Genomic DNA, 26,858 nt, shown 5'->3' on the forward strand with positions numbered 1-26,858 from the left:
AAATAATTATATGCCTAAACAATATATCCCCAATGCTTTTATAAAAGTCGAAAATTCTCAGTTATATGCCATCTTTGCATGGAGTCAGCGCACCGCCGAAATCATAACCGCCAAATCATGGTTAATAATCCTAGAAATATTTATCCATGAACATTCTTTAGAAAAAGCATACGAAATCTGGCAAAAAATCCACATTACCTCTCTAGGCGATAAATACATTCCTGAAGTAGACCAATATCAGCCTTTATCTCAAGATGCTATAGTATTTTTAGCAGATGGTAGTTTGACAATTTTTGGTAAAGGCTTTCGTAGTTTCATTGAAAAAGACCTACAATTTGAACTGGGTGAAATCAGTCAACAAACTTACCAAGTTTTACCGCAATTATTTTCTCAATATCAATTAAAAGATGATACAGATTCCATTCAAACTCTGGAAGACTTCCGCGCCATAGTAGATAAACTAGAAACCATAGGTTTATTATCACCCGCCACAGGTTCCATAGATTGGGGTGATTTAAAAAAAGCAGTTCCTATTTGTCAAGCATTCGGATTAACCAGAGGAACTCCCGTTGATAGATATTATCTCAGTAAATTTCTCGCCGAGATTAAAGATAAAATTGGTGGTGATATTCTAGAAATAGGCGGAACCCCCAAAGATAAAGATTTTTATGAAGTTAATCCCGGTACATCATATAAAATTCTCAACATAGAAGCAGGCCCTGGAGTCGATATAGCTGGGGATGTCCATGATGTCTCAATTGTAAAACCAGCATCTTTGGATTCCGTGATTATTTTTAATGTCTTAGAACATTGTTATGCGCCTTGGATAGCGGTAGAAAATATTCTCACTTGGTTAAAACCAGGAGGAAAATGCTTTGCTATGGTTCCCAGTGCTATCAGAGTTCATGCTACTCCCTCCGATTATTGGCGACCTTTACCAGATGCTTTTGCTTATATATTTAGAAACTATAGTCAACAAAAATTATATGTCTATGGTAATCCTACCAGTGCGATCGCTAGTTATCATGGAATAGCTGTGGAAGAATTGACCACCACAGAACTCGATGCTTTTCACCCAGATTATCCCGTCGCTACTTGTATTATGGCTCAGAAATAAACACGAAGAAACTAACCACAGAGACACATAGAAATGAGATTTTGAGAAGTTTGAGGCATAATACCAATTATTTGTGAGGCTGCATATTATTTTGATCCACCCTACACCACCAAAATCCGGTTCCCTCCTCGCTTGCGGGGAGGGTTAGGGAGGGGTTCTTTCTATGAGTCTTTATATGAAATTAGGACATTCCCTACTCCCCACTCCCCATATTATCTAAAATGAGCAGTATCAACTTTAATATAAAACCAGAAGTTTCAGTAGTTTTATGCACTTACAACCGGGTAAATTACCTCAAAACCTGTATTGATAGTGTGATTAATCAAACCTTTAAAGACTGGGAATTGGTTGTAGTAGATGATGGTAGTCAAGACCATACTTTTACCCTGGTTGATGCCTATCTGCAAAAATTCCCTAATATCCGTTATTTAAAACATCAAAACCGCAAATTAGGTCACTCTAAAAATGCTGGTATTCAAGCATCTTTTGGGAAACATATAACATTTATAGACAGTGATGATGCTTATAAAGCCAATCATTTAAAATCCCGTTGGGAATATATGCAAGCTCATCCAGAAGTTGATTTAATCGAAGGCGGCTTTTACTCAGAAGAAGAAATTTTTGTCGCCGATTATTTTCAACCAGGTAAAACCATTAATCTGCGAGAATGTGTTTTAGGCCCCACCTTTTTTGGTAAGCGACACGTATTTTTTCAATTAAAGGGATTTGATAATATTTCCTATGGAGAAGATACAGACTTTTGGGAACGGGCAGAAAAAATCTTTACCACTGCAAAAGTCAAGGAACCGGAAACTTATATTTATACTAGAGCCGAAACAAGTATTACTAAAAGCGTTTTAGAGCAAATTTCTTCATCTAGCTAACTGGGAATGAACAGCAATATTTTACTACACTTCATCAAGAATTTTTTTCGCCAGTGCATTTCTGCTGTTAGCAGGTTATTCGTTCTGGGAATTGTTTTGAGTTTATCTCTCATCCTGTTATCTGGTTGTCAAGCTGCACCAAAAACAGATGATGGCGTAATTCGTTTAACATTGTGGCAAGGAATTAACCCCCCAGCTAACCGAGATGTCTTTCAAAAGCTAGTCGATAAATTTAATCAAACTCATACTGATATTCAAGTTGAATCGATTTTTGCAGGTGGACTAGATCAACAAATACCGAAAATTTTCGCCGCAGTTGTCGGTAATGTCCCACCAGATATTCTCACATTTTACCCCCAAATTACGGGTCAGTTGGTGAAAATAGACGCAATTACACCGTTAGAAGATTGGTGGGAAAAATCACCCCTCAAATCAGAAGTTAGTCCCAACCTCGTGCAAGCATTAACATTAAATAATCATCTCTGGTCAATGCCACTTTACACTAGTAATATTGGCATTTTTTACCGACCAGAACTTTTCCAAAAAGCGGGAATTACCGAAACCCCGAAAACTTGGGCAGAATTAAGAGAAGTTGCCCAAAAATTGACTATAGATAAAGATGGTGATGGTCAACCAGAACAATATGGTATACTGCTACCTTTAGGTAAAGGAGAATGGACTGTATTTAGTTGGTTGCCCTTTTTATGGAGTGCCGGCGGAGAGATAATTACTGATGATCAACCCAATTTAACCACCCCAGAAGTAGTACAGGCGTTGCAATTTTGGCAAGACTTGATTCAAGATGGTTCAGCCAAGTTATCTGCACCAGAACGGGGTTATGAAGAAGATGATTTTATCGCCGGTCGTGTGGCGATGCAAATTACAGGCCCTTGGACTTATATCATGAAGTCTAATGTCGATTATCAGGTATTTCCCATGCCTGCAAATGTCACCCAAGCTACAACCATTGGTGATGGTAATTTGTATGTCATGAAGACAACACCGGAAAGAGAAGCCGCAGCACGGGAGTTTTTAGAGTTTGTTGTCAGTGAAGAGTTTCAAACTGAATGGAGTATTGGTACGGGTTTTTTACCTGTGAACATCAAATCTATCGTCAGTGCAGATTTTCAGCAATTCATCAACGAACAACCTGTGTTAAAAGTTTTTCTGGAACAAATGCCGGCAGCACGGGGTAGACCAATTATCGCTGGTTATAATAGTTTATCTGATAGTCTGGGTCGAGCCATTGAGTCCACGTTGCTAGGTGAGTCTCCTGAGAAGGCTTTGCAATCAGCCCAAAAGCGCTTGGAACTGATTTGGCAAGATAAATAGTTAGGTCAAAGGGAAAATTTTTTTTCTTGACCTGAAACTACTACAATGACTATTGATGCTAGATAATGGGAAAGCTTTGAGATTTACTAGCCCATCTAGCCCGACAGAATCAAACTAACACCTATGCGAACTCACTATTGCGGCGAACTCCGAAAAGAAAATATTGGAGAAACTGTTACCTTGTATGGATGGGTAGACCGTCCCCGGGATCATGGGGGTGTGATATTCTTAGATTTACGCGATCGCTCTGGCATTGTCCAAGTTGTCAGTGATCCGCAACGCACCCCAGATTCCTACGATCTAGCAAATACGCTGCGGAATGAATACGTTGTGGAAATTACTGGGACAGTGACCCACCGTCCCGAAGACTCTTTGAATCTCCGCATCCCTACAGGGGAATTAGAAATCTACGCCGATAAAATTACTCTCCTCAATGGCGTTGGTAAGCAGTTACCGTTTCAAGTTTCCAGGGCTTACAGTGAATCTGTACGGGAAGACTTGCGGCTAAAGTATCGTTATTTGGATTTACGCCGAGAACGCATGGCGCAGAATATGCAATTGCGTCATCAAGTCGTGAAAGCCATGCGTCGTTTCTTAGAAGATTTAGAAGGTTTCATTGAAATCGAAACCCCAGTTCTCACCCGTTCCACCCCAGAAGGAGCGAGAGATTACATTTTACCTAGTCGTGCCAATCCTGGCGAGTGGTTTGCTTTACCCCAATCACCCCAGCTATTCAAACAGATACTCATGGTATCAGGCATGGATAGATATTATCAGATTGCCCGTTGCTTCCGGGATGAAGATTTACGCGCCGACAGACAACCAGAATTTACGCAGTTGGACATGGAAATGAGTTTCATGTCTCAAGAGGAAATTATCGCCCTGAATGAAAAGTTAGTTGCTCATATCTTTAAGACAGTTAAAGGCATTGAGTTAAACTTACCATTTCCCCGGTTGACCTATGCTGATGCTATGTCCCGCTATGGTAGTGATAAACCGGATACCCGCTATGGTTTGGAATTAGTCAATGTTTCCGATGTTTTAAAAGATTCTGGGTTTAAAGTTTTTCGGGATGCGATCGCCCAAGGTGGTATAGTCAAAATCCTGCCAATTCCTGAAGGTAACGATGCCATTTCTAACGTCCGCATCAAACCAGGCGGTGACTTATTTAAAGAAGCCAGCGAAGCCGGTGCAAGAGGTCTAGCATTCATCCGCGTCAGAGAAAATGGCGAAATTGACACCATAGGCGCAATCAAAGACAACCTCAGCCCAGAGCAAAAACAGGAAATTTTGCAACGTACAGGTGCAAAACCCGGTCATTTGTTATTATTTGGCGCTGGAGATACCGCTACAGTTAATAAAACTTTAGACAGATTGCGGCAAGTTGTAGCTAAGGAATTTAAATTAATAAATCCCGAAAAAATCAACCTACTGTGGATTACAGACTTCCCCATGTTTGAGTGGAATGCTGACGAAAAACGCCTAGAAGCACTGCACCATCCCTTTACAGCACCCCACCCCGAAGATATCAGCGATTTAAAAACCGCCCGCGCCCAAGCTTACGATTTGGTTTTAAACGGTTTAGAAATTGGTGGTGGAAGTCTGCGGATTTATCAAAGCGATATTCAACAGCAAGTATTTGAAGCCATTGGTTTATCACCTGAAGAAGCCCAGAATAAATTTGGCTTTCTCTTAGATGCCTTTGAATATGGTACACCTCCACACGGTGGCATTGCCTACGGTTTAGACCGTTTAGTCATGTTACTAGCTGGGGAAGACTCCATTCGGGATGTCATTGCTTTCCCCAAAACACAACAAGCCCGTTGCTTACTCACCGATGCACCTTCCAGCGTAGATGTCAAGCAATTGAAAGAATTACACGTTGCTTCGACCTTTAAGCCCAAGTCTTAGAGTAAATGTAGAGACGTTGCATACAACGTCTCTCAACAGAAATCACAATGATATAGTAACCGCCAAGCACGTTAGGAAAAAAACTGATCATAAAAGTTAGACACCGAAAGGCTTTTACCCCACACCTCCCACACCTCCCACACCTCCCACACCCCCACACCTCCCACACCTCCCACACCCCCACACCCCCTACTCCCTACTCCCTACTCCCTACTTTACCCACCTGGGTAACTTGGGGACGCACAATATAGTTAAAAGCTTCCACATTACTAGGCAGAGGTTCCATTCTGTTCTGAGCAACCAAAGTTTGGTGGATAAAAGCCGCCGCCGTAGCACGTCTGAGAGGCTCATTAGGTTCTAGCAGTCTAGGATTGGGATGATTAACCACCAGATTTTTTTGTGTTGCTATGCCTACATCATTAATAGCATACTGAGGAATTTGTTCGGCATCACTATAATAATCTTTGACTGCTGCAACAGGCGTACTGGGCTGAGGTGCGGCGGCTGCTACTAAAGGCTGCATTAAAGAAGTCATCGCCAAGGGCAAATATACAGGTCTTCTCACCACTCGCTGAGTTTGGGGTACTAAATTCAAACCTCTAGTGAGAGTAACTAAAGCATCTACTCTAGAAACTGGTTGATTTGGGCGAAATAAACCACCAGAATCACCACTCATCAAGCCTTGTTGATATGCTGACTCAATGGCCACAGATGCCCAATAACCTTCAGGAACATCTGCAAAAGCACTACCATTTTGTATTTCCCTGACTGGTTCTTGATCAAATGCTTGACGAATCATCGCTGCAAATTCATCCCGTTGTACAGCCTGTTCTGGTCGAAACGTCCCATCTGGATATCCTGCAATTATATTTTTTGCAGCTAAACGCTGAATAAATGGTTTTGCCCAATAATTTGGGGGAACATCGGAAAAACTATTCTGTGCTGAAGCTGGAGAAGTTAGGCTTGCTGCTAGTCCTAAAGTTACCAAAGATGCACTTAATGCAGTCAAACGAGATAAGCTAGACATCCAAAACATACCTCCATTTACTTTAAATTATTTAGTTTTAAATTTATATCTATATAATATTTTTTTATCTTTCCATAGTTATCTACCTAGCGATTCAAACAATTATATCTAAAGTGTTAAGTCAAATTCACAAAATAGTAATTAAGTAAGTTTCCGAGAATAACGCTAACTCTGTGAAAATAGTTTAATATAGCTCTTAATCCAGCCACTAAAAATATTATATGATTTACGATGACTTACTTATACTCTTATAAAAGTAAAGTTATTTTTACTCTTGAATTTCTGATTTAATTGAAATCTACTACAAGTAGTAAATCTGCTATTAGTTAAATTACCTCGCCAGAAAGAAGGATAAATATCACATACACATTAGGATTGTGGGTGTAGATTTGGGCAAGATTTTAATATGGTTCTTTATAAATTGCACGATTCTTCTGGTGACTATAAAGATAAAGATGCCGACTTTGATAATTTTGATGTTTATTCAGATATCAATCACGAAAAAGTGGGAACAGTCAAAGATATCTTAGTTGATGAAACTGGACGTTTTCGTTACCTAATTGTGGATACAGGCTTTTGGATTTTTGGTAAGCAAGTATTGTTACCAATTGGGCGATCGCGCATAAGTTATACAGATAGAAGAGTCTATGCTACAGGACTAACGCGAGAGCAAGTAGAAAGCTTACCTGATTTTCATGACCTGGAACGGGTGGATTATGATTATGAAGAGCAGGTACGGGGAGTTTATCGCACGACACCTGTAGAGAGTTCAACACCTGTAGAGGCTACCACACCTGTAGAGGCTACCACACCTTTAGATACTCCCACCGCTTATGCAGACACGACAGCCAGAACTACTGCACCTACAACCGATAGTGCTTATAACCGTGACACCTATACTTACGACCGAGAACCGGATCTATATAGCACCAGCGATCGCAATCATCAAAACCTGAAACTGTATGAAGAACGGTTAATTGCTAATAAATCCCGTGTGAAAACAGGAGAGGTATCGGTTGGTAAACACGTGGAAACTGATAGAGCAAATGTTTCTGTACCTCTGGAAAAAGACCGTGTAATTATTGAACGCACTACGCCAACAGATGCTGGACGCAGGGCGCAGCCTGGGGAAGTGAATTTCCAGGAAGGTGAAGTTGCACGGGTAGATATTTACGAAGAGACTCCGGAAATTCGTAAAGAAGCTGTTTTGCGTGAAGAAGTAGATGTGAAGAAGGTGGTAGAAACGGATAACGTTGAGGTTCAAGAAAACCTGCGTCGGGAAGAATTGGATGTAAATCAAGGCAATGATCGATCACCACGCAAAAGAAGAAGTTAAAAGTGTATTGGGAAGGTATTTTAGTCAACATTAATTGTCCCCCTTTCTCACTCAGGGAATGGGGGTTTTTAATTAGTACAATCATAGCAATGTAGAGATAAAGTTCACAGGTGGAAGACATCAGAGAACCTGTGAAAATCAGCCATTTATGGCAGCAATTTAGGTTTTCCCTGTTAAGCTCCCAGTGGTGTAAATATCCTCATATTGTTTTATTATTCAGGTATATTAACTTTAATCCATCAGCTTATTGCCAATTCAAGAGATTAGTGTATAATGCAATGTAAGCTTGAGTAAGTCAGCCTAATCCAGCGAGTTATAACTCATAACGCTGGAGCGGAGGAACCAAATTTTGGGGCGTATCTCTGAATCGATTGTTAAAAAGATTTGAAGTTTGAGACTGAAAATTCATCCCAAATTCCTCATCCAAAATCGATAAGAGAGGGGCATCTCTCAGCCCTAGCCCGTCAGCTAACTTCGTAGGCATTGAGGGGAGACTGAAGAGACAGCATTTTTATAATGTTTTGATCTCATCAGTATCCAAGGCTGGTACTGCTCAGATTTTTGTGCCTGCACTTATTTCTGTTGAGGTCATCAATGATATTGCAATTAAATTTAGCAGCGATTATGGCGATCGCTGGTCAAGCTGCTTGGAAAAAAGCCAAACCCGTAGTTGCCAGAGATGTTTTTCTCCTACCTGCTTTGGGGCTTTTGGGAGTTATTCTGTTGTGGTGGGTTGTCGCATTGTTCCATCGTGAATTAATGCCCACTCCTCCGGAAGCTTTTATTGCCAATCTTGATTATATTTTAAACCCTTTTTATCAACGAGGCCCTGGCAATTTAGGAATTGGCTGGTTATTGATAGCTAGTTTAAGAAGGGTATTAATTGGTTTTTTATTAGGCGCAGTCGTAGCGATTCCTTTGGGATTTCTGATTGGGATGTCTAAATCAGCCATGCTTGCGTTTAATCCCATCATTCAGATTTTTAAACCCGTATCACCTTTGGCTTGGTTGCCTATTGCTTTAGCTATCTTTAATTTGGCGGAACCTTCAGCAATTTTCGTAATTTTCATTACCTCATTATGGCCAACCATCATTAATACCGCCTTGGGTGTTGCCAGCGTTCACAAAGATTATTTAGATGTAGCGCGGGTATTAGAAATGCCCCGTTGGAGAAGGATTACGAAAATTATCTGGCCTGCAAGTTTGCCCTATATTTTCACAGGATTACGCATTAGTTTAGGGATTGCTTGGTTAGTAATTGTGGCAGTAGAAATGCTCACTGGTGGTGTTGGTATTGGCTTTTTTGTTTGGGACGAATGGAGTCGTTTAAATCTTAGTTCAGTCTTTTTAGCTGTGATAGTGATTGGGGTGACTGGACTAGTTCTAGATTATGCAGTGGGCAAAATCGAAGAATTAGTAACCCACAGGCCTAAAGCTTCTAACTAACAAAATTTGACTAATTAAAACCTAGCAAGACGCAATTTAATTCTGCGTCTCAGGCTGAATTTACTGAAAAATAATTGATTACCACTGGAGCAAAAGAAATGGGTGATAATCATTGGAATCGCCGTGACTTTATTAAAGGCATAGGATTAACAACAACTGGGTTAGCGCTGTCATCCTGTGGCATTACTGGAAATACAGGTGCTAGAGGGTTGACTGAAGAAGCCTTAGCTGTTGAACCATTGGTGAAATCTCAAGAACTAGAAAAACCTGATATTACCGTTGGTTATGTCCCTGTTAATGATTGTGCGCCATTTGCGATCGCCTGGAAAAAAGGTTTCTTCCGCAAATATGGTTTAAACGTCACCCTTAACCGCGAAGCTAGTTGGGCTACCTCCCGTGACGGCTTAATTTTTGGTCGTTTAGATGCTTCCCCTGTGGTATCTGGTGCTGTGACTAACGCCAGAATAGGTGCAGAAGGCGCACGCCACGCCCCCTTATGTGCGGCTATGACTATTCATCGCCACGGTAACGCCATGACCATGAACCAAGCCATGTGGGATTTTGGGCTACGTCCGTGGTTTGAATATCAACAACAATATGGTGATGGTGCATTGGAAGCATTTGGAAGAGATTTTCGCGGCTACTTTGCCAAGCAACCAACAGACAGGAAAGTTTGGGCAGTAGTTTTGAGTTCTGCTATTTATGAATACTTTGTGCGTTACCTGTCCGCAGCAGCAGGTGTTAACCCATTGCAAGAGTTTCGCGTTATCATTGTCCCACCTCCCCTGATGGTGACAAATGTACGCATTGGCGCAATGCAAGCTTACATGGTAGCTGAACCTTGGAACACCAGAGCCATAACAGGTAACGAAGGTATCGGCTTCACTTTCGCCCAAGGTAAAGAAGTCTGGTTAGGACATCCAGACCGATTATTGGGAGTCATGGAATCTTTCATCGATAACTATCCCAAAACCTATCGTTCTTTAGTTAAGGCAATGATAGAAGCCTGCCAATATTGTAGTAAGCCAGAAAATCGTCAGGAAGTTGCCGAATTAATTACAGACCGTTCCTTTACAGGTGCTAGACCCAGAAATCCCAATGCACCCATAGCTAAATTAACCAGTCCGGGAATTATTGGCAATTACAACTACGGAGGATTTGATGGTAAAGACCGCACCATTACATCTGCTGATCGCACAATTTTCTTTGATATTCCTGATAACCTTCCCCAATACCCAGGCAATCATTCCACATTTTTGTGGCAATCCCAAAGTATTTGGTTAATGACCCAAGCTGCAAGATGGGGACAAATTTCGGAGTTTCCCAAAAATGCTGAAGAAATCGCCCAAAGCGGTTGGCGAACTGATTTATATCGAGAAATAGCCACAGAAATGGGTATTGAATGTCCTCAAGAAGATTATAAAGTCGAGCCGCCAGAAGTTTTCATCGACAAAATAGGTTTTGACCCTAGTAACCCAGTAGGATATCTGAATCAATTTTCTATTAGGGCTAATGCTCCCACTCAGTTTTTTATGTCTTGAATCGTAAATTTGATGAGGAAATTTTGATCATGAAAGATATCCCATTAGTAGTAAATAATGGACACAAAGTTATGTCTAGCACTAATTTCTTAGAAATTGAAAATTTAGTCAAATCCTATCCCACACCAGACAAAGGTAATTTTGTGGTCTTGGATGGGGTAAATCTGACTATTGGGGAAGATGAATATATTTCTATAATTGGTCACTCTGGCTGTGGTAAATCAACACTGTTGAAGATAGTAGCTGGGTTAGAAAAAGCGACTTCTGGCTCAGTGCGGCTAGATGGAAAAGAAATTCGGCAACCAGGAGCCGAAAGAATGATGGTATTTCAAAGCTACTCACTTTTACCTTGGTTGACTGTGCGGGAAAATATCCGTCTGGCTGTAGATGAAGTGCTGAAAAAAGCCAGTCGCGCTGAAAGAATTAGCATTGTTAATGAACATTTAGCAATGGTTAACTTAATAGCGGCTGCTGATAAATATCCTGATGAAATTTCTGGAGGAATGAAACAAAGAGTGGGTATTGCCAGAGCCTTAGCCATCCGACCAAAAATGTTAATTATGGATGAACCTTTTGGAGCCTTAGATGCACTAACTAAAGGTAAATTACAAAAACAAGTATTAGATATTTGGGAAAATCATCGCCAAGCCGTAATGATGATTACGCATGATGTAGATGAAGCTATTTATATGTCAGATCGCATCGTGTTAATGACTAATGGTCCATCGGCAAAAATTGGAGAAATATTAGAAGTTCCTTTTGAACATCCACGAGATCGCGCTGAGATGCGGAACTCAAAAGAATACTTTGAACTTCGCAATCATGCTCTCAATTTTTTGGATAAATACTTTACACAAGACGAGTAAATTTAAATAAGTAGGACGTTGACGGGTAATGTTGAGCGAATTATCTGGAATAGCACTAATCAGTGATTTTGGCGATCGCGATGTTTATGTCAGTGTAATGAAAGGTGTTATTGCTCAAATCAACCCCCAAATCCGCGTGGTAGACTTAACACACCAAATTCCGCCGCAAAACATCGCCGCAGCTCGGTTTTCTCTGATGAATGCTTATTCCTATTTTCCCCTGGGTACAGTATACGTGGCGGTGGTAGATCCGGGTGTCGGGAGTAGGCGACGAGCGATCGCAGTAGAATTTGCTCAAGGCTTTCTCGTAGGGCCAGATAATGGCATCTTTAGTGGCATACTCAGTCAAAGTCCCCCCATTCACACCGTCGAACTCACAAACCCTCACTATTGGCGGACACCTGAACCGAGCAAAACTTTTCACGGTAGAGATATTTTTGCACCTATCGGCGCTCATCTTGCCAGTTGTGTGCCTCTAACACAGCTAGGACAAAAAATTGATTCCGCAACTTTAGTACAATTCAATATCGGGGAATGCAACCAAAGCAATACTGGCGTAAAGGGTTGTATTCAATATATTGATTATTTTGGCAACTTAGTCAGTAATATTCCTGGACAATATGTGCAAGGGAAAAATTGGTGTGTGCAAGTTGCTGGTGTAATTATACCGGGATGTGAAACTTACAGTGATGTGAAAGTGGGAGAACTAGCCGCTTTAGTTGGTAGTCATGGCTGGGTAGAAATTGCCATCAATAGTGGTAATGCTGCCTCGCAATTGCAGCTTAACTGCCAAGATGCGTTACAAGTCTTATTTTCGCAGTCTCACTAAACCCCTTAAAATTGAGGAAATGAGAGTTTAAATATTATAAAATTAATTGAATATGACTACACAAACCTTCTCTACACCAGAAGTTTACCAAGGTCAGTTTGGGGAATTTACAATTGACGATAGCGATCGCACAGGCGTAATTATCTACCGCGCTGGGTTAATGGTAGCTGCACTCAGCTTTGCTATTGGTAGCCTCTTGGTTTTATTTCACAATACCTCCATAGCTGCACTCACCCCTTTATATGCCTGTTTTAGTCTTGGTTTAGGCATCAGCTTATTAACCATTCACATATATATGGCACTACTGCACCGAGTATTACAAGTTTGTTGGGGCATCGGTAGTATATCAGCAATAACCCTGGCATTGTCTAGTAGTGAACCTCTGGCGATCGCAGTTTACAACCAACCCCTGACATTATTTGGCATCGGTTTTACCTTCGTAGCATTAACAGGTATCTTCTTCAAAGAAGCCTTTTGCTTTAATCGCCTAGAAACTAAAATTTTAACCCTCACCGTTCCTTTACTTCTCCTGGGACATTTAGTTGGAATTTTACCAACTCAAGGAGAACAAGTTTTATTAGGAATTTGGGCAGCTTTATTTCTAGTATTTGCCTTGCGTAAAACATTCCAAGCCATTCCCCCAGATATTGGCGATAAATCAGTATTTACTTATTTGAAAACCCAAAGTTCAGCTAAGGTTTAATTTTGGATTACTTAACCTCTATTCTTTTTCTCCCCTCCTCGCTTGCGGGGCTACCGTGTACACACATCCTGATCCAAAAAGGTTTTCCAGCCCTAAAAACCCAATTTCACTCTAAATCCAGTTCCCCTCCTCGCTTGCGGGGAGGGGCTAGGGGTGGGGTCTTATGACACAAACGAGAATTTACCGACTTGTGTGTACACCGTAGGCTTGCGTGGAGGGGCTGGGGGTGGGGTTCTATATTCTGGTAATAGTAACTACTTAAGTTCCCTAAACAAACAAAAAACCCCGCCATCAAATATAGCGGGGAAAAATTTCATATTCTCAATTCACCATCAGCAACTTAAGCAAACCATTCCAGAACAGCTTCATCCTTAGTATTAGTATTACGGGATGGAGTCTCACGATTAAACTTCATGTGAATTGATCGTCTTTGTTCACCATCAGCCGCAACACCCACAATTGGATAGTCAATCAAACCATCTTGGAAGGACATCTGGAAGCGGAATGTACCATCTGGATTCAGTTTAATAGGACGACCGCCAATTGTGACAGTGGCATCAGGTTCCGTTGCACCGTAAACAATCAACTCAGCATCAGCAACTAACCAGAACTCACGGGGACGCATAGGGATAGCATCAGCCGAGAAACCTGCACCAGACATCCCCACACCAGACATGGTTAAACCAGATGCAGTGGGAACTGCCCACATACCTACACCAGAGGGGAAAACATAGGAACTAATAGCTTCTTCAGGACGTGCAGAACCCGGTGCTTGCTGCATAGAACCAAAAATAGAACCAGCAACCCGTTGTGATTCAGCAGATTCCGCCAAGCCAAAGATTTGATCGTATATTGGGTTACTACCATTTACCCGTACTCCGGCTGAAGCTGCGGTTGCTGCTTTCTTAGCTGGGGGAACTAATTCGTAAACAGTTTTGCTGCGTAAATCTTGATCAAAGTCAACAGTAACAAAAGCATCCTCAATCCAATCAGATGGATAAACAGGAGGAATATGTACTCTTGCAGAACGTGCCAATACTAACCAACGACCATCAGCAGTCCGGTAGCCAATATCTATGACATAATCGCGATCGCTCACTGGAATAGGAATATACCATTCTCTCGCCAATTCATCAGCTGGATATTCTTGAATACTGTGAGGACTTTGGTGATCCAAATCAACATCAGTAACATCATAGATCCGCAGGGCTAGTTGCTGCCCACCTTGCTGTCTGAGTTCCGCCTTATGTTCGTTAGGGATATCCCAGTAAGTATAAGCCCATTGAGGATCGCGGGGTAAAAGTACAATCCGGCTTTCACCATAACCCTGTGGTAAGTCGGCGAGTCCTTCATCAACATCAGCCAGAAAACCACCAGTCCGGTCTTCTTGACCTAATTCAAATTTTGCTGCTTCCACGGTTTCCTGTGCCTCCAGTGAACGAGTTGGACTAAGCGATACTTTGCTGCGCTGGACTTCTTGAATCGCTGCCAGCAGTTGAGATTTACGCATTCGGCTATAGCGAGAGATACTATATTCACTGGCAACTTTGCGTAATTGCCGTAATGTCATCTCTTCTAGCGGTGGGCGTTCTTTTGCCATAATCTTGGCCTCCAGTAGTTTGTGAGGTAAATAATTTCCCTGGGTTACAGAATCTTCTATAAAATAAAATGTCATCTACCCCAGATGAATTTTTGATTCTTGACCTCTGGTTTTGCCCAGTTTGTAAGTTTTTAGTTTCTTCTTAAATTTGAGACTAACTACCTTGAGATTCCTAGATGCTGCCATGATTAGCATTTCTTTGGGATCGAAGCAGTTTCTTTGTTAAGTAAATATTAACCAGTAAACCTCACCAGGGATCAAGGGGTTTACAGTGGTTTTTTCGTTGTTTTACGCATTTATTACCTCTCCGGGGATCGTATTGTCATCATTTCATGACAAATTACCAAATTGGGTTTAACGGAATAACTCAAATATCAGCATTTCATAACATTTCAGCTAGAGCAACGGACATATTGGTTAGGACATCATGATTATGGTTTTAAGGGAGTAGGGAGTGGGGAATGTGGGGTAAAAGCCTTTCGGTGTCTAACTTTTATGATCCGTTTTTGTCCTCACCACCTTGGCGGTTGCCATACAAAGAAATAAGGTAAGTAGGTCAACATAATTAAGCATAAAACCTTGACGATATAGATCCCCGACTTCTTTGAGAAGTCGGGGATCTGGGTATTACGTTTTTTAAGTTTGAGCTACTTATCAAAAAAGCCAGATTGCTTTTTATACAGAAAACAATAATTTGCGAGTTTTTACTTCTCCACTGCACCCTGCACCCCTTCCTCTTCCTCCCTGCTTCTTCCTCAATTCATGGCAACCTGATTAATAACTGACATACTTTGGATACGCCAGACATCCCCTTGTAGAATTAAAGAATACCGCACCCGCAAACTTTCATCAGTAAAATTGCGTATTTGCCCCTGGTCATAGAACTGTGTTACTTCCCTGACAGTGGCTACAACTACAGCTTGATTGGAATCTTGATCAACATATTCCACCTTCACCGTGTGGTCATACGTCCGATAGCGGTTCTGTAACCTTTCTTGTTGGGCTAATTGTCGCCATTGAGAAATAGTTGGACTTGTCAAAATATCCTGTAATCTTTCAACCTGATATTGCGGCCCTAAAGCTGCGGCTTTAATAGATAACCAAGTTTCAATCACTTCTTGCGCTGTCGCATCAGTCAAAGAACCTTCTGGTAGTTTTAACTCAGTGCTGGGGTCGGGAATCTCTATTGGTGGTTGATTTAGTTCTACCAATAACTGTTCACCTGGCAAAAGTGGTGCAGGAAAAAACCAGTTTTTCACCCATCCGAATGTTGTGGAAACTAATAGCCAAAAAACTAAGATACCTCCCAAAGAAGCCAACACAGTCCAAGCAAGTTGCGTTTTCCCTGCTAAATTAGCCCCCAAAGCTGGTTGATGTTGAGAATTACCTTGGTTGAAACCTTTAGGTGCTTTTCGCCGGCGGCGTTTTTTCACTTGACCAGTGGAATTAGAACCAGCTGCACCATTGAGATGAGGCTGAGTTGGTCTGGTTGTGTGCTGAGGATGAACAAAATCTACTAAATCTGGGTGTGAATGAGTATCCCGTCTAGTTTTATCTAGCCCTGTTTTTCGGCCATTCAGGGAAGAGGGAGGATTTTGATGGTTGTTTTGTGTTGGGGTAGTTGCTAAGTTCGGAACAGGTTTCCTAGATTGAGCAAATTGGGCAGAAACAGCAGTGGCTTGGTTGTTGTTGAGGTGAGGTTGGGAAAACGACTGACGGTTGATTACAGCCCATTCATGGGTAGTTTCTGCATCTGTAGGTAAGGCTTCTAAATAGGCTTGCACCTGTGGATTAGCAAAATAATCTTTTAACGAGGCTTGCTGAGTAGCTAAATCTCGAAAGTGGAGGAATACTTCATTTTGTAACCACTGTTCAGCATACAAACATAGTCCTGGTAGTAAGTCAGGAGAATCTAGTGATTTTTCCCGAATTAAAGCCAAGGCTTCGTATTCTTGACTAAGTTCTAAAACGCGAGTGGCTTCTTCTGTCTGTCCTAATAGCAGCGCACACAGTGATTGTTCTAAATGTACATCTTGACGTTTTCCCAAACCCATGAGCATTTGCTTGGCTTGACGAATTAAAGCCGGTTGGTGTTGAGTGAATCCCCGTGCTAAGAGGGCATAAACTGCCAAATAAGTAGCTACAGCAGAGGGACGCTTGCTTTCAGCTTCAAATAGCTTATGCTGTTCGGCAACTGTTAAATAGTTGCGTAATTGCTGAATAAATCGTAAAAAATCGTCTATATTCAGACCAGATTGATCATTGCCAGTACCATCAATACCACCGCGATCGCTTAAAATATCATGTAAAAATGCCAATCCTTGTTTTCTTTGGGCAACCTTTTCTGGCGGTAATTCCAGTAATTCTAAAATTCGATAGGGCCGCAATTTATACAAATCAGCTTGCATTTCCGCCTGGACACTAGAAAACAGTCCTTCACGCGCTAACAGTTCTTGACCAGTTTCCAGAGAAATAGCCGCATTTTCATAGTGACCCTGCTGCCATTGTTCCCGTCCCAATTCTAAACAAGCCAGAGCCACAGTCAAAACAATATCTGGGTATTCAGAACCTTCGAGAAATTCTTCACTATCAAGATTATTGGCTACTCTGGCAGAGGCTACCCCATTAGAATTGGTGAGGTAATTGTGACCTAGCTTCAGTACCAGTTCATATTCCCCCAGTTCTTCCAGAATCAATAAAGCACCAACTAATTCCTCTTGGGAAATGTCAATACTCAGACTCTGGATATCCGGATCGGTATTTTTGGCTTCTGTCTGGTTGTCTCCTGTAGCAGTAGCATTACCATTGCCTTCGGGGCCATAGGCATGGGCAAGATAAAGCTGGTCATAACTGCTACGTTCTGTGGGATTAGATAAAATCGCGTAAGCTTCTTCTATCAGTTGTTTGCGAGAAGTAATTGCTGCTTGAGAATACTCTCGTCGCGGCAACTGTACAATGCGATCGCTGTATGACTGTCGCAACTGTTCATCACTTGCCGCTAACGGTAGTCCCAAAATTCGGTAGTAATCTAGCGGAATTCGCACAGTCTACTTCCCCTGCACCGTGATCAACATAATTAACCTAGAGTATTCCAGGCACGTAAAACCTTGCCATAATAATAGATTCAATAATACCGTGGATCACTTAGAATATAAATCTATATCTGAACAATTGATTTTGTTCTTTCCTCAGATTTTAATAATAATCAACTGGTAATATTTTACATTTGCGTAAAAACCACTAATACCTGATTGTAATTACAAGTAATTGTGCTTATAATAACTGGTATTTACCAATCCTTTACTTATCTTCCCAATAACGCAGTTTTAGAAGCTATCGGGGAGGTTATTAATTAAGGATTAGTAATTATAGCATGAAAAAATTGATATTACAACTATCTAGCTATATAAAAAAATCCTCATTCATTTTTGGTAAATTGTTCATGGATATGCAGAAAGAAAGCTATCCTGATTGATAGCCTATAAACAGGAGTCGGGAGTGTCAAACTCAGGGGTATATTTGCGGCTGTACCTCTATTGCCTATAAACCTGTTTGGTGCATAAATTTTTGGGGATGATAAACACATATTGTCTTTTCTCAACCTATTTGACATGGTAAATTTCAGTTTTACTATAGGAATACTAAAAAAATAATGTTTCAAGAACGCACCATACCTACATTTAATACCTCCAGCACCACAATCACTAAAGAAGAAGGGTTGCGGCTATATGAAGACATGGTACTAGGTCGCTCATTTGAAGACAAATGTGCTGAGATGTACTATAGGGGCAAAATGTTTGGTTTTGTCCACCTCTACAACGGTCAAGAAGCCGTTTCCACAGGTGTCATCCAATCCATGCGACCAGGGGAAGATTTTGTTTCCAGCACCTACCGCGACCACGTTCATGCTCTCAGTGCCGGCGTACCAGCCAGAGAAGTCATGGCGGAGTTATTTGGTAAAGCCACGGGATGCAGCAAAGGGCGTGGTGGTTCCATGCATATGTTTTCTGCCGAACATGGTTTATTAGGTGGTTATGCTTTTGTCGCCGAAGGTATTCCTGTAGCAGCTGGAGCCGCTTTCCAAAGCAAATACCGCCGGGAAGTGTTGGGAGATCAAAACGCCGACCAAGTAACAGCCTGCTTTTTTGGCGATGGCGCAGCTAATAATGGTCAGTTTTTCGAGACTTTAAATATGGCCGCCCTCTGGAAACTGCCAATTATTTTCGTGGTAGAAAATAATAAATGGGCAATTGGGATGTCTCACGAACGCGCCACTTCTCAGCCAGAGATTTACAAAAAGGCCAGTGTATTTAACATGGTAGGGGTGGAAGTAGACGGAATGGATGTTTTAGCAGTGCGAGCCGTAGCCCAAGAAGCTGTAGCCCGCGCCCGTGCAGGTGAAGGACCGACATTAATTGAAGCTCTTACCTACCGTTTCCGGGGACACTCCCTGGCAGACCCAGATGAAATGCGTAGCAAAGCTGAGAAAGAATTTTGGTTTTCTCGTGACCCTATTAAGAAGCTAGCAGCTTATCTCGTTGAGCAAAACTTAGCAGATGAGGCAGAACTCAAAGCCATTGACCAGAAAATTCAAGCAGTCATAGAGGAAGCTGTGCAGTTTGCCGAAAGTAGTCCCGAACCTGACCCCAGCGAGTTGTATCGCTTCGTGTTCGCAGAAGACAAGTAAGTTGGGGAGTGGGGAGTAGGAAGAGGCAGAGGGGCAGAGGGGCAGGGTGCAAGGGAGAAGAGGAAAGGTTGTTAAGCTGCCGTCCGTGTCAAGTAATTTCTAACTCCCTCCCGCTCCCTTGCTTCTTATGAGGGAGTAGAGACTGGGTGATTTCCATTTCTACTTCTCCCTCAGCTCTATTCCCCAGGTCTGATGCCCGATGAAAAAATAAGGATTAAACTTGTGTTTACTATCAGCGTTGAACAACAACAATACAAGACTTACATCCTCAGTGATGAAAGTGCTGGCTCTCAAATAGAAGTAGTACCAGAAAGAGGCGGTATTATCACCCGTTGGCGGATGCAAGACCGGGAAATTTTCTATTTGGATACGGAACGATTTACTCATCCGGAGTTGAGTGTGAGAGGTGGAAATCCGATTCTGTTCCCTATTTGTGGCAATTTACCAGATAATTTGTACACCCATAATGGGCAACGCTACACTCTGAAGCAACATGGTTTTGCTCGTGATTTGCCTTGGGAAGTAACTGAGCAAAAAACTCAAGGTAAAGCTAGTCTAACTCTTGTACTCAAGAGCAATGAGCAAACTCAGGCAGTTTATCCTTTTGAGTGGCGACTGCTTTTTACTTATGAATTGCAAGGTAATACTCTGGTAATTCGGCAGGAGTATGAAAATTTGTCATCTGTACCCATGCCGTTTTCTGCTGGTTTCCATCCTTATTTTCTCACCGGTGGTGATAAGAGTCAGCTAGAGTTTGAAATTCCTTCTGGGCAGTATCAAGACCAAACTACTAAGGAAATTAACTCTTTTGATGGTGGTTTTGATTTCAACCGCGATGAAATTGATGTGGCTTTTGGTGATTTGACTAGTCAATGTGCCGCAGTTATCGACCGTAGCCGTCAGCTAAAACTGACTTTAGATTACGATCGCATTTATTCTCGTCTAGTGTTTTGGACATTCAAAGGCAAGGATTTCTACTGTCTGGAACCTTGGACAGCTCCTCGGAATGCGATTAATACTGGGGAAAACCTGACGGTATTAGCTCCAAAAGCTAGCTGCACGGCATCTGTAAGGTTAACGGCGAATATTTTATAAAAATAATATTTGCAAATTTCAGATGCTCGTGTTATGATTGCAAAGTTGCAAAACAAAAGGGTCGCTAACTCAATGGTAGAGTACTCGGCTTTTAACCGATTTGTTCCGAGTTCGAGTCTCGGGCGACCCACTGTAAAAATTTGAGTGGATGATATTTGCTGTTGTGAGCGATCGCCAAAATATCACTCACTGGCTCATGACTAATGTTTCGTAAATGCTACACATTGCCTAAGTCTTAGTAGATAAGGTATCGAGGATATGGGGATACTAACTAAAGCCTTAAATGAGAGTGTAACTGAATGTACAGTAGTATATGGGAAATATAGGGCATGGTTATGAAAGATGGCGTAAACTTGTTCAACATAAACACCCGGCACTAGTTATAATTTCCTATAAGTTGAAAAAAGTATTAAGATTAGCGTAAATATTACGCTTTTCGTACACTGATTAGCTGAAAAACACATTAGGAGGACTATATATGGCGCTCGTACCAATGCGGCTGCTTTTAGATCACGCGGCTGAAAACGGTTACGGTATTCCAGCTTTTAACGTTAATAACTTGGAGCAAATACAGGCAATTCTTAAGGCAGCAGCAGAGACAGATAGCCCTGTAATTTTACAAGCTTCCCGTGGCGCACGTGCTTATGCGGGAGAAAACTTTCTGCGTCACCTAATTTTGGCAGCAGCAGAAACCTACCCTCACATTCCCATTGTCATGCACCAAGATCATGGTAATGCGCCTTCTACTTGCTACTCAGCAATGAAGAATGGGTTTACCAGCGTGATGATGGATGGTTCTTTGGAAGCTGATGCCAAAACCCCCGCTAGCTTTGAGTACAATGTCAATGTTACCCGCGAAGTGGTAAACGTAGCTCATTCCCTCGGTGTCAGCGTTGAAGGTGAACTTGGTTGTTTAGGTTCTTTAGAAACTGGTGCTGGTGAAGCTGAAGATGGCCACGGTTTTGAAGGTACACTTGACCACTCTCAATTGCTAACTGACCCCGACGAAGCAGCAGACTTTGTAGAGCAAACCCAGGTAGATGCTTTGGCTGTAGCTATCGGTACCAGCCACGGTGCTTACAAGTTTACTCGTAAGCCTACAGGTGAAATTTTGGCAATTAGCCGCATTGAAGAAATTCACCGCCGTCTACCAAATACCCACTTAGTAATGCACGGTTCCTCTTCTGTTCCTGAAGATTTACTAGCACTGATTAACCAGTATGGTGGTGCAATTCCTGAAACCTACGGTGTACCTGTAGAAGAAATTCAAAAAGGTATCAAGTGTGGTGTACGTAAAGTTAACATTGACACCGATAACCGTCTAGCTATTACCGCCGCCGTGCGTGAAGCTTTGGCAGCAAATCCCAAAGAATTTGACCCCCGTCACTTCCTCAAGCCTTCCATTAAATATATGCAGAAGGTTTGTGCTGACCGTTATGAGCAATTTGGTACTGCCGGCAATGCGAGCAAAATTAAGCAAGTTTCTCTAGAAGATTTTGCTGCTAAGTATGCTAAGGGCGAATTGAATGTAGTTACGAAAGCATCTGCTAAAGTTTAACTAATTTCGGATGATTCCTTCCCTTTATAGGGTAGGCAATATTTTTAATAGGAGCATAGCATGGCTATGCTTTTTTTATGCTATTGTTGATGCGCGTTTGTTGATTATTTTTCTTAATAAACAGACGGTTGCGGATTAAGGGTTTTTAACTAACGCAGGCGGCATTCGTTTCTGGAAGCCGCTATGCTTTTTTTTGTGCTTCCATTTAGGATTAAAGAAGGTAAAGACACGATAAATCGCGTCTCTACAAGATTAATTTGATTATTTCAACCAAATCTGACGGCTTAAAATGCTCATGACTTCACCTGCGTTAGCTGTGGGTAATAGTGGACTCCAGTCTTTGACGTTTGCATAGCCAATAACTTGCAATAGGTGAATTGTGCTGGTGACAGCTTTTGGTGAACCAATTAGTAAATGTTTAATCGGTTCTCTTACAGGTGATGCCTTTTCTACAGATGCCGTCAAATTGGATTCTTGATTGGCGACTAATTGTTGTACTTGTGTCATGATTGTATTTGACTCCATTTGTGGGGTTAAGGGAAAGGCGATCGCATACTCTTGGGGGAGGACGATCGCCTTTCTTATTTATCAATATAAAGTATTATTTTATACTTGTAAATACCCCGAGAGGAAAATTTTTTGTGGCATGGAAAATTGATAAAAATCCTATAAAAGATGAACTTTTAGCGGAGCGATCGCCTTGACCAATTAAAATTAATCAATATACTTTTATACTTTTAGTCTAAATATATTTAACTAGCTTTGGCTTTTGGTTATCACCGATGAAAGAATGAGAACAAGTAACTTGATACAGGGTTACTTTTCATACAGTCCGTTTGATGCAATAATTAAGAATATTTCTTATCTAAATAAGTGGTTATAGATGTTAAGAGCGATCGCCATTCCATCTAATATAGTTTTGCCTTTCGGGTAACTTCCAAGCAGTGCCTTAGCCCAAAACACATATCAGCTTGATGATGAGAGTAATTATTATTAAACCATGACAAAAATTCTTACAGATACAGACTGGCAAGAACTCAAAGCAGAAAGTGAGCAAAAGGGTATACTTTCCATTCAATCAAAGGGAGTTGAAACTATCCGCCAAGGAAAGGTTCTCGATGTCTTTAATACCTATCACTGCTGTACAAAGTTACGCAGTGGATTATCTATTTGGATACACGAAGAAAAGTTTACTGATGATCTTGTGTGGATGAGAGATAGTTTAGATCATTCTCAATTTGGGTTGAGTTTTTTTCTTTCAGGAAAAGTGAGAATTGAACGCCACGGTTTAACAGATAAGACTGACGAATCAGTAGGCAGATATTATTCAGAATGTAACTGTGATATCAAAGAAACTGAATACTGGAAAGCTGGAGAGAAATTTTCCCGAATTTATCTGAGTATCGAACCGCAGGAATTTTTCTCAAGTTTTGGCGACGAAGACTTAGAACAAATCCCAATTTCTCTGCGTCAAGCCTTAATGGGCGATAATTTACAGCCTTATTACCAACAAGGCGAAATCACACAGGAAATGTGGGTTGTATTATCTCATATTCTCCAGTGTCCCCATCAAGGATATCTGAAGCAGATGTATCTGGAAAGTAAGGCTGTGGAATTGATTACCCTTCATTGTCAGCAATTCCAAGAAGAGGATATTTCTAATTATCGCGCTCCAGCCAGGGATTTGATCGATATAGACAAAATTTACCAAGCTAAAGAAATTTTACTAGGTAATTTAGAGAATCCACCCAACTTGATGGAGTTAGCACGGCAAGTAGGGTTAAATGACTTCAAATTGAAACGTGGGTTTCGTCAAGTTTTCGGCACATCTGCATTTAAATATTTGCACGACTATCGCCTAGAAAAAGCCAAACAACTTTTAGTATTAGGAGAAATGAAGGTTGAAGAAGTAGCATTTAGGGTTGGTTTTGACAGTCGCAGTTATTTTGCCTCTGCTTTCCGCAAAAAGTTCGGCTTAAATCCCAAACAATACTTTCAGTATCAGAAAAAATCCGTCTAGCGTTCAAAAAAAATCCGTCTAGCGTTCAAAATCAAAATCCGCATCCCCTATCATACATACACTGCCAGTTTAGTTAGGAAGATTTCTTAATACTGCCAAGTGGTGTCAGGGAGTGTAGGTAAAAAAATGAAGTTAGATAAATTGTTTCAAAGTCTGTTGCTGACGGGTGCAGTTGTGGTGTTGATTAGCACTCCTGCTAGAAGTGAGGTAAATCAAGGTGAGTCTTCTACTGGGGCGGTAGGAGAATCTACATTCAAGGACACCCTGGGAGTCAGAAACAGTAAATCACCAGTATTGACTTCCAATAACAGGAAGCACCGAGATTTTCCGTCTCAAGTTGCAAGTTCTCTGCAAAGAGCAAAGTCAGAGAAATCAAACAGAAAGATTCTTCAACTGAATGAGATTTCGCAGGTTTCCCAGAGTGCAGAATTACTTGTACAGTCGCCAGCATCTTCAGAGGTTATCCAGGTGACGGGGGTAGAAGCTAATCCCACTGATAACGGTGTGGAGGTGATTTTACAGACGACTCAAGGCGAACAACTGCAAATTACTAATAACAGTGCTGACAATAATTTTATCGCTGATATTCCCAATGCTCAATTACGTTTACCCAGTGGCGATGGGTTTACATTCCGTTCCCAAAACCCAATAGAGGGGATTACTGAGATAACGGTTACTAACCTTGATACTAATACTATTCGGGTGACGGTGACAGGGGAAGCAGGATTACCAGCAGTGGATTTATTTGACAGTAATGAAGGATTGATTTTTGGTTTCACGCCTGCTGCAACTGCAATGCAGCCGGAAGCAGAACAGCCAACGAGTGAAACACCACAAGAGGAACCAGTAGTGCAGGGTGATAAGCCGATTGAATTGATAGTCACAGGACAACAGGATAATTATCGCGTACCAAATGCAACCTCTGCCACCAGAACCGATACGCCCCTACGGGATATTCCCCAATCGATTCAGGTAGTCCCCCAACAAGTTATAAGGGACCAACAAGCAACCCGTCTAATCGAGGTATTACAAAACGTACCTGGTGTAGTACAAGGAGGTGTATCACCTCGTACCTATGGCAATAGTTTCAATATTCGGGGATTTAATTCTTCTGACCAAATCCTAGTAAACGGCTTGCCAGATCCCACAAATCAGAATGCAGGCTTTGGCTCCAATGTTGAGCGTGTTGAAGTTCTCAAAGGACCAGCTTCGGTTCTTTATGGGCAAGGTGGGCTGGCAGGAAAAGTCAACTTAGTCACAAAACGACCATTGCTCGAACCTTTCTATGAGATAGAAGCCTCTGCTGGTAGTTTTAATTTCTATAGAGGGGCAATCGATTTATCTGGTCCACTGAACACTGAGAGAACAGTTTTGTATCGCTTAAATGTTTCTGGTCAGACAACAGAAAGCCTGACTGATTTCTATGAACAGCAGCGATACTTAGTTGCACCTGTTTTAAGTTGGCAAATTAGTGACCGAAGCAAGCTAACCTTAGAAGCTGACTATTCAAGAACAGAAGGTCCATTTGACCTGGGAATACCAGCGCAAGGAAGCGTACTGCCTAACCCCAATGGCAAAATCCCTCGTAATCGCTATATTGGTGAACCTAATATTGATAACAGTCAGCAGCAAGTATTTCGGGCTGGTTTTGACTTTGAACACCGTTTTAGTGACAACTGGCAGATGCGTAGCGTATTTAGGGCTTCGTTTCTTCAGTTAGATAGAGATATTGTCTTTTCCCGTGGTGCGGGTGCATTGCAGGATGATGGACGTACCTTGAATAGAATATTTGACAATCAAGACTATAAAGAAAACATTTATAACTTGGATACCTACACTGTCGGTAACTTTACAACTGGGAGTATTGAACATGAATTGGTCGTAGGGTTGAATTTATTTAGATACGATACCGATACCGTAGGTTCCACCCGCTCAATTTCTCCCTTGGATGTGTTTAATCCTGTTTATGGGGCAACTTTAACAGGTGCAAGTATCCCAGCATATGATGTTAAAGATAGAATTCAACAACTAGGTTTTTATGTTCAAGACCAAATCACTCTAACAGAACAACTCAAAGTACTTTTGGGTGGACGCTTTGATATTTCCAATAAAAATTATAGAGATGCTACTGGAAATTTTGGACCAGCTACTGGTGACTTTAAGCAGGAAGAAGCTTTTAGTCCTCGTGTTGGTATTGTTTACCAGCCCGTTCAACCTATCTCTCTTTACGCTAGTTATAGCAGTTCTTTCAATCAAGCTACGTCCACATTTTCCCCCGCAGAATCAGAACCAGAACGGGGTAAGCAATATGAAATCGGTGTCAAAGCTAATTTGACTGAGCGATTATCTGCCACACTTGCATTTTATGATTTAACTCGTTCTAATCTGCCTACAGCAGATCCCAATAATCCCCTACAAACTATTCAAGTTGGAGAACAGCGCAGTCGCGGCATCGAGTTTGACATTTCTGGTGAAATCTTACCCGGATGGAACATTATTGCTGGCTATGCTTTGACTGAAGCAGAAATTACCAAAGACAATAATTTGCCAGTGGGTAATCAACTCAATAATGTGCCGAGAAATACTTTAAACTTATGGACAACCTACGAACTTCAATCCGGCAGTTTACAAGGATTCGGTTTCGGTTTGGGAGTCTTCTACTTTGGAGAACGACAAGGGGACTTAGCCAATACATTCGTTTTACCTGGATATACGCGCACAGATGCGGCTATTTTCTATAAACGGGATAACTTCAGGGCTGCCCTTAATATTAGGAATCTGTTTGACGTTGATTATTTCGTATCTGCTCAAAACCGCGCCCGTGTTTTTCCTGGAGATCCTTTTACAGTGGTGGGAACCGTTTCTTGGCAGTTTTAAGCAAATTTATTCTGCATTCTACGCTTCTC

19 protein-coding genes, 1 tRNA gene and 1 riboswitch are annotated in these 26,858 nt (G+C 41.5%); of the genes, 16 read left to right on the forward strand and 4 right to left on the reverse strand.

Annotated features, from left to right (window positions below):
* The first annotated feature begins 10 nt into the window (after positions 1-10).
* The 4 genes from ACM0OP_RS01385 (at position 11) to aspS (ending at position 5,244) form a co-directional block, all read left to right on the forward strand.
* Positions 11-1,117 carry a methyltransferase domain-containing protein gene (locus ACM0OP_RS01385; protein WP_414526593.1) on the forward strand — a complete coding sequence of 369 codons (1,107 nt, stop codon included), beginning with the start codon at positions 11-13 and terminating at the stop codon, positions 1,115-1,117.
* 221 nt (positions 1,118-1,338) lie between these two features.
* On the forward strand, positions 1,339-2,001 hold the full coding sequence (locus ACM0OP_RS01390; protein WP_414526594.1) for a glycosyltransferase family 2 protein: 663 nt from the start codon (positions 1,339-1,341) through the stop codon (positions 1,999-2,001).
* A 6-nt stretch (positions 2,002-2,007) separates the two neighbouring features.
* A complete protein-coding gene (locus ACM0OP_RS01395; protein ID WP_414526595.1) occupies positions 2,008-3,333 on the forward strand; it encodes an ABC transporter substrate-binding protein in 1,326 nt (441 codons plus the stop codon).
* A gap of 123 nt (positions 3,334-3,456) precedes the next feature.
* Positions 3,457-5,244, forward strand: coding sequence for an aspartate--tRNA ligase (gene aspS, locus ACM0OP_RS01400; RefSeq protein WP_414526596.1), 1,788 nt, complete (start codon positions 3,457-3,459; stop codon positions 5,242-5,244).
* A 196-nt stretch (positions 5,245-5,440) separates the two neighbouring features.
* On the opposite strand, the gene ACM0OP_RS01405 is transcribed toward aspS, so the two are convergent.
* Positions 5,441-6,271: an S-layer homology domain-containing protein gene (locus ACM0OP_RS01405; protein ID WP_414526597.1), complete on the reverse strand. Its 831-nt coding sequence runs from the start codon at positions 6,269-6,271 to the stop codon at positions 5,441-5,443.
* A 406-nt stretch (positions 6,272-6,677) separates the two neighbouring features.
* Between ACM0OP_RS01405 and ACM0OP_RS01410 the strand changes: the two genes are divergently transcribed.
* The 6 genes from ACM0OP_RS01410 (at position 6,678) to ACM0OP_RS01435 (ending at position 12,992) form a co-directional block, all read left to right on the forward strand.
* Entirely contained in the window at positions 6,678-7,607 is a 930-nt protein-coding gene (locus ACM0OP_RS01410; RefSeq protein ID WP_414526598.1) for a DUF2382 domain-containing protein, read from the forward strand.
* Between the two features lie 287 nt (positions 7,608-7,894).
* A riboswitch (cyclic di-AMP (ydaO/yuaA leader) is annotated at positions 7,895-8,105 on the forward strand.
* 96 nt (positions 8,106-8,201) lie between these two features.
* A complete protein-coding gene (gene ntrB / locus ACM0OP_RS01415; RefSeq protein WP_414526599.1) occupies positions 8,202-9,053 on the forward strand; it encodes a nitrate ABC transporter permease in 852 nt (283 codons plus the stop codon).
* A gap of 98 nt (positions 9,054-9,151) precedes the next feature.
* Positions 9,152-10,594: an ABC transporter substrate-binding protein gene (locus ACM0OP_RS01420; protein WP_414526600.1), complete on the forward strand. Its 1,443-nt coding sequence runs from the start codon at positions 9,152-9,154 to the stop codon at positions 10,592-10,594.
* 29 nt (positions 10,595-10,623) lie between these two features.
* Positions 10,624-11,460 (forward strand): ABC transporter ATP-binding protein, encoded by an 837-nt coding sequence (locus tag ACM0OP_RS01425; protein ID WP_414526601.1) that lies wholly within the window; start codon positions 10,624-10,626, stop codon positions 11,458-11,460.
* A gap of 28 nt (positions 11,461-11,488) precedes the next feature.
* Positions 11,489-12,289 carry an SAM hydrolase/SAM-dependent halogenase family protein gene (locus tag ACM0OP_RS01430; RefSeq protein ID WP_414526602.1) on the forward strand — a complete coding sequence of 267 codons (801 nt, stop codon included), beginning with the start codon at positions 11,489-11,491 and terminating at the stop codon, positions 12,287-12,289.
* A gap of 52 nt (positions 12,290-12,341) precedes the next feature.
* Positions 12,342-12,992 (forward strand): DUF2301 domain-containing membrane protein, encoded by a 651-nt coding sequence (locus ACM0OP_RS01435; RefSeq protein WP_414526603.1) that lies wholly within the window; start codon positions 12,342-12,344, stop codon positions 12,990-12,992.
* 340 nt (positions 12,993-13,332) lie between these two features.
* Here the strand turns inward: ACM0OP_RS01435 and ACM0OP_RS01440 are convergent, their stop codons facing one another.
* Complete coding sequence (locus ACM0OP_RS01440) at positions 13,333-14,592, reverse strand: DUF4912 domain-containing protein (protein ID WP_414526604.1); 1,260 nt, start codon at positions 14,590-14,592, stop codon at positions 13,333-13,335.
* 755 nt (positions 14,593-15,347) lie between these two features.
* Positions 15,348-17,636 carry an IMS domain-containing protein gene (locus ACM0OP_RS01445; RefSeq protein WP_414526605.1) on the reverse strand — a complete coding sequence of 763 codons (2,289 nt, stop codon included), beginning with the start codon at positions 17,634-17,636 and terminating at the stop codon, positions 15,348-15,350.
* Positions 17,637-18,244: 608 nt separating this feature from the next.
* Here ACM0OP_RS01445 and pdhA point away from each other — a divergent pair.
* The 4 genes from pdhA to fba all read left to right on the forward strand — a co-directional run bounded on the left by pdhA (position 18,245) and on the right by fba (position 21,932).
* Positions 18,245-19,279 carry a pyruvate dehydrogenase (acetyl-transferring) E1 component subunit alpha gene (pdhA, locus tag ACM0OP_RS01450; protein ID WP_414526606.1) on the forward strand — a complete coding sequence of 345 codons (1,035 nt, stop codon included), beginning with the start codon at positions 18,245-18,247 and terminating at the stop codon, positions 19,277-19,279.
* A gap of 222 nt (positions 19,280-19,501) precedes the next feature.
* Complete coding sequence (locus ACM0OP_RS01455; protein ID WP_414526607.1) at positions 19,502-20,374, forward strand: aldose epimerase family protein; 873 nt, start codon at positions 19,502-19,504, stop codon at positions 20,372-20,374.
* Positions 20,375-20,432: 58 nt separating this feature from the next.
* Positions 20,433-20,504 (forward strand) — tRNA-Lys (locus ACM0OP_RS01460).
* Positions 20,505-20,852: 348 nt separating this feature from the next.
* On the forward strand, positions 20,853-21,932 hold the full coding sequence (fba, locus tag ACM0OP_RS01465; RefSeq protein ID WP_414526608.1) for a class II fructose-bisphosphate aldolase: 1,080 nt from the start codon (positions 20,853-20,855) through the stop codon (positions 21,930-21,932).
* A gap of 261 nt (positions 21,933-22,193) precedes the next feature.
* Here fba and ACM0OP_RS01470 read toward each other — a convergent pair whose 3' ends face one another.
* Positions 22,194-22,439, reverse strand: a complete 246-nt coding sequence (locus ACM0OP_RS01470; protein WP_414526609.1) for a hypothetical protein — start codon at positions 22,437-22,439, stop codon at positions 22,194-22,196.
* A 493-nt stretch (positions 22,440-22,932) separates the two neighbouring features.
* On the opposite strand from ACM0OP_RS01470, the gene ACM0OP_RS01475 reads away from it, so the two are divergent.
* A complete protein-coding gene (locus tag ACM0OP_RS01475; protein ID WP_414526610.1) occupies positions 22,933-23,952 on the forward strand; it encodes a helix-turn-helix transcriptional regulator in 1,020 nt (339 codons plus the stop codon).
* A gap of 126 nt (positions 23,953-24,078) precedes the next feature.
* Positions 24,079-26,829, forward strand: a complete 2,751-nt coding sequence (locus ACM0OP_RS01480) for a TonB-dependent siderophore receptor (RefSeq protein ID WP_414526611.1) — start codon at positions 24,079-24,081, stop codon at positions 26,827-26,829.
* Positions 26,830-26,858 lie beyond the last annotated feature (29 nt).

Source organism: Nodularia chucula CCY0103 (assembly GCF_963923915.1).
Lineage (GTDB): Bacteria > Cyanobacteriota > Cyanobacteriia > Cyanobacteriales > Nostocaceae > Nodularia > Nodularia chucula.

Coding starts and splice junctions, on each gene's coding strand:
- ACM0OP_RS01385 (WP_414526593.1), top strand. CDS start 11: ATGCCTAAACAATATATCCCCAATGCTTTTATAAAAGTCGAAAATTCT.
- ACM0OP_RS01390 (WP_414526594.1), top strand. CDS start 1,339: ATGAGCAGTATCAACTTTAATATAAAACCAGAAGTTTCAGTAGTTTTA.
- ACM0OP_RS01395 (WP_414526595.1), top strand. CDS start 2,008: ATGAACAGCAATATTTTACTACACTTCATCAAGAATTTTTTTCGCCAG.
- aspS (WP_414526596.1), top strand. CDS start 3,457: ATGCGAACTCACTATTGCGGCGAACTCCGAAAAGAAAATATTGGAGAA.
- ACM0OP_RS01405 (WP_414526597.1), bottom strand. CDS start 6,271: ATGTCTAGCTTATCTCGTTTGACTGCATTAAGTGCATCTTTGGTAACT.
- ACM0OP_RS01410 (WP_414526598.1), top strand. CDS start 6,678: ATGGTTCTTTATAAATTGCACGATTCTTCTGGTGACTATAAAGATAAA.
- ntrB (WP_414526599.1), top strand. CDS start 8,202: ATGATATTGCAATTAAATTTAGCAGCGATTATGGCGATCGCTGGTCAA.
- ACM0OP_RS01420 (WP_414526600.1), top strand. CDS start 9,152: ATGGGTGATAATCATTGGAATCGCCGTGACTTTATTAAAGGCATAGGA.
- ACM0OP_RS01425 (WP_414526601.1), top strand. CDS start 10,624: ATGAAAGATATCCCATTAGTAGTAAATAATGGACACAAAGTTATGTCT.
- ACM0OP_RS01430 (WP_414526602.1), top strand. CDS start 11,489: ATGTTGAGCGAATTATCTGGAATAGCACTAATCAGTGATTTTGGCGAT.
- ACM0OP_RS01435 (WP_414526603.1), top strand. CDS start 12,342: ATGACTACACAAACCTTCTCTACACCAGAAGTTTACCAAGGTCAGTTT.
- ACM0OP_RS01440 (WP_414526604.1), bottom strand. CDS start 14,592: ATGGCAAAAGAACGCCCACCGCTAGAAGAGATGACATTACGGCAATTA.
- pdhA (WP_414526606.1), top strand. CDS start 18,245: ATGTTTCAAGAACGCACCATACCTACATTTAATACCTCCAGCACCACA.
- fba (WP_414526608.1), top strand. CDS start 20,853: ATGGCGCTCGTACCAATGCGGCTGCTTTTAGATCACGCGGCTGAAAAC.
- ACM0OP_RS01470 (WP_414526609.1), bottom strand. CDS start 22,439: ATGACACAAGTACAACAATTAGTCGCCAATCAAGAATCCAATTTGACG.
- ACM0OP_RS01475 (WP_414526610.1), top strand. CDS start 22,933: ATGACAAAAATTCTTACAGATACAGACTGGCAAGAACTCAAAGCAGAA.
- ACM0OP_RS01480 (WP_414526611.1), top strand. CDS start 24,079: ATGAAGTTAGATAAATTGTTTCAAAGTCTGTTGCTGACGGGTGCAGTT.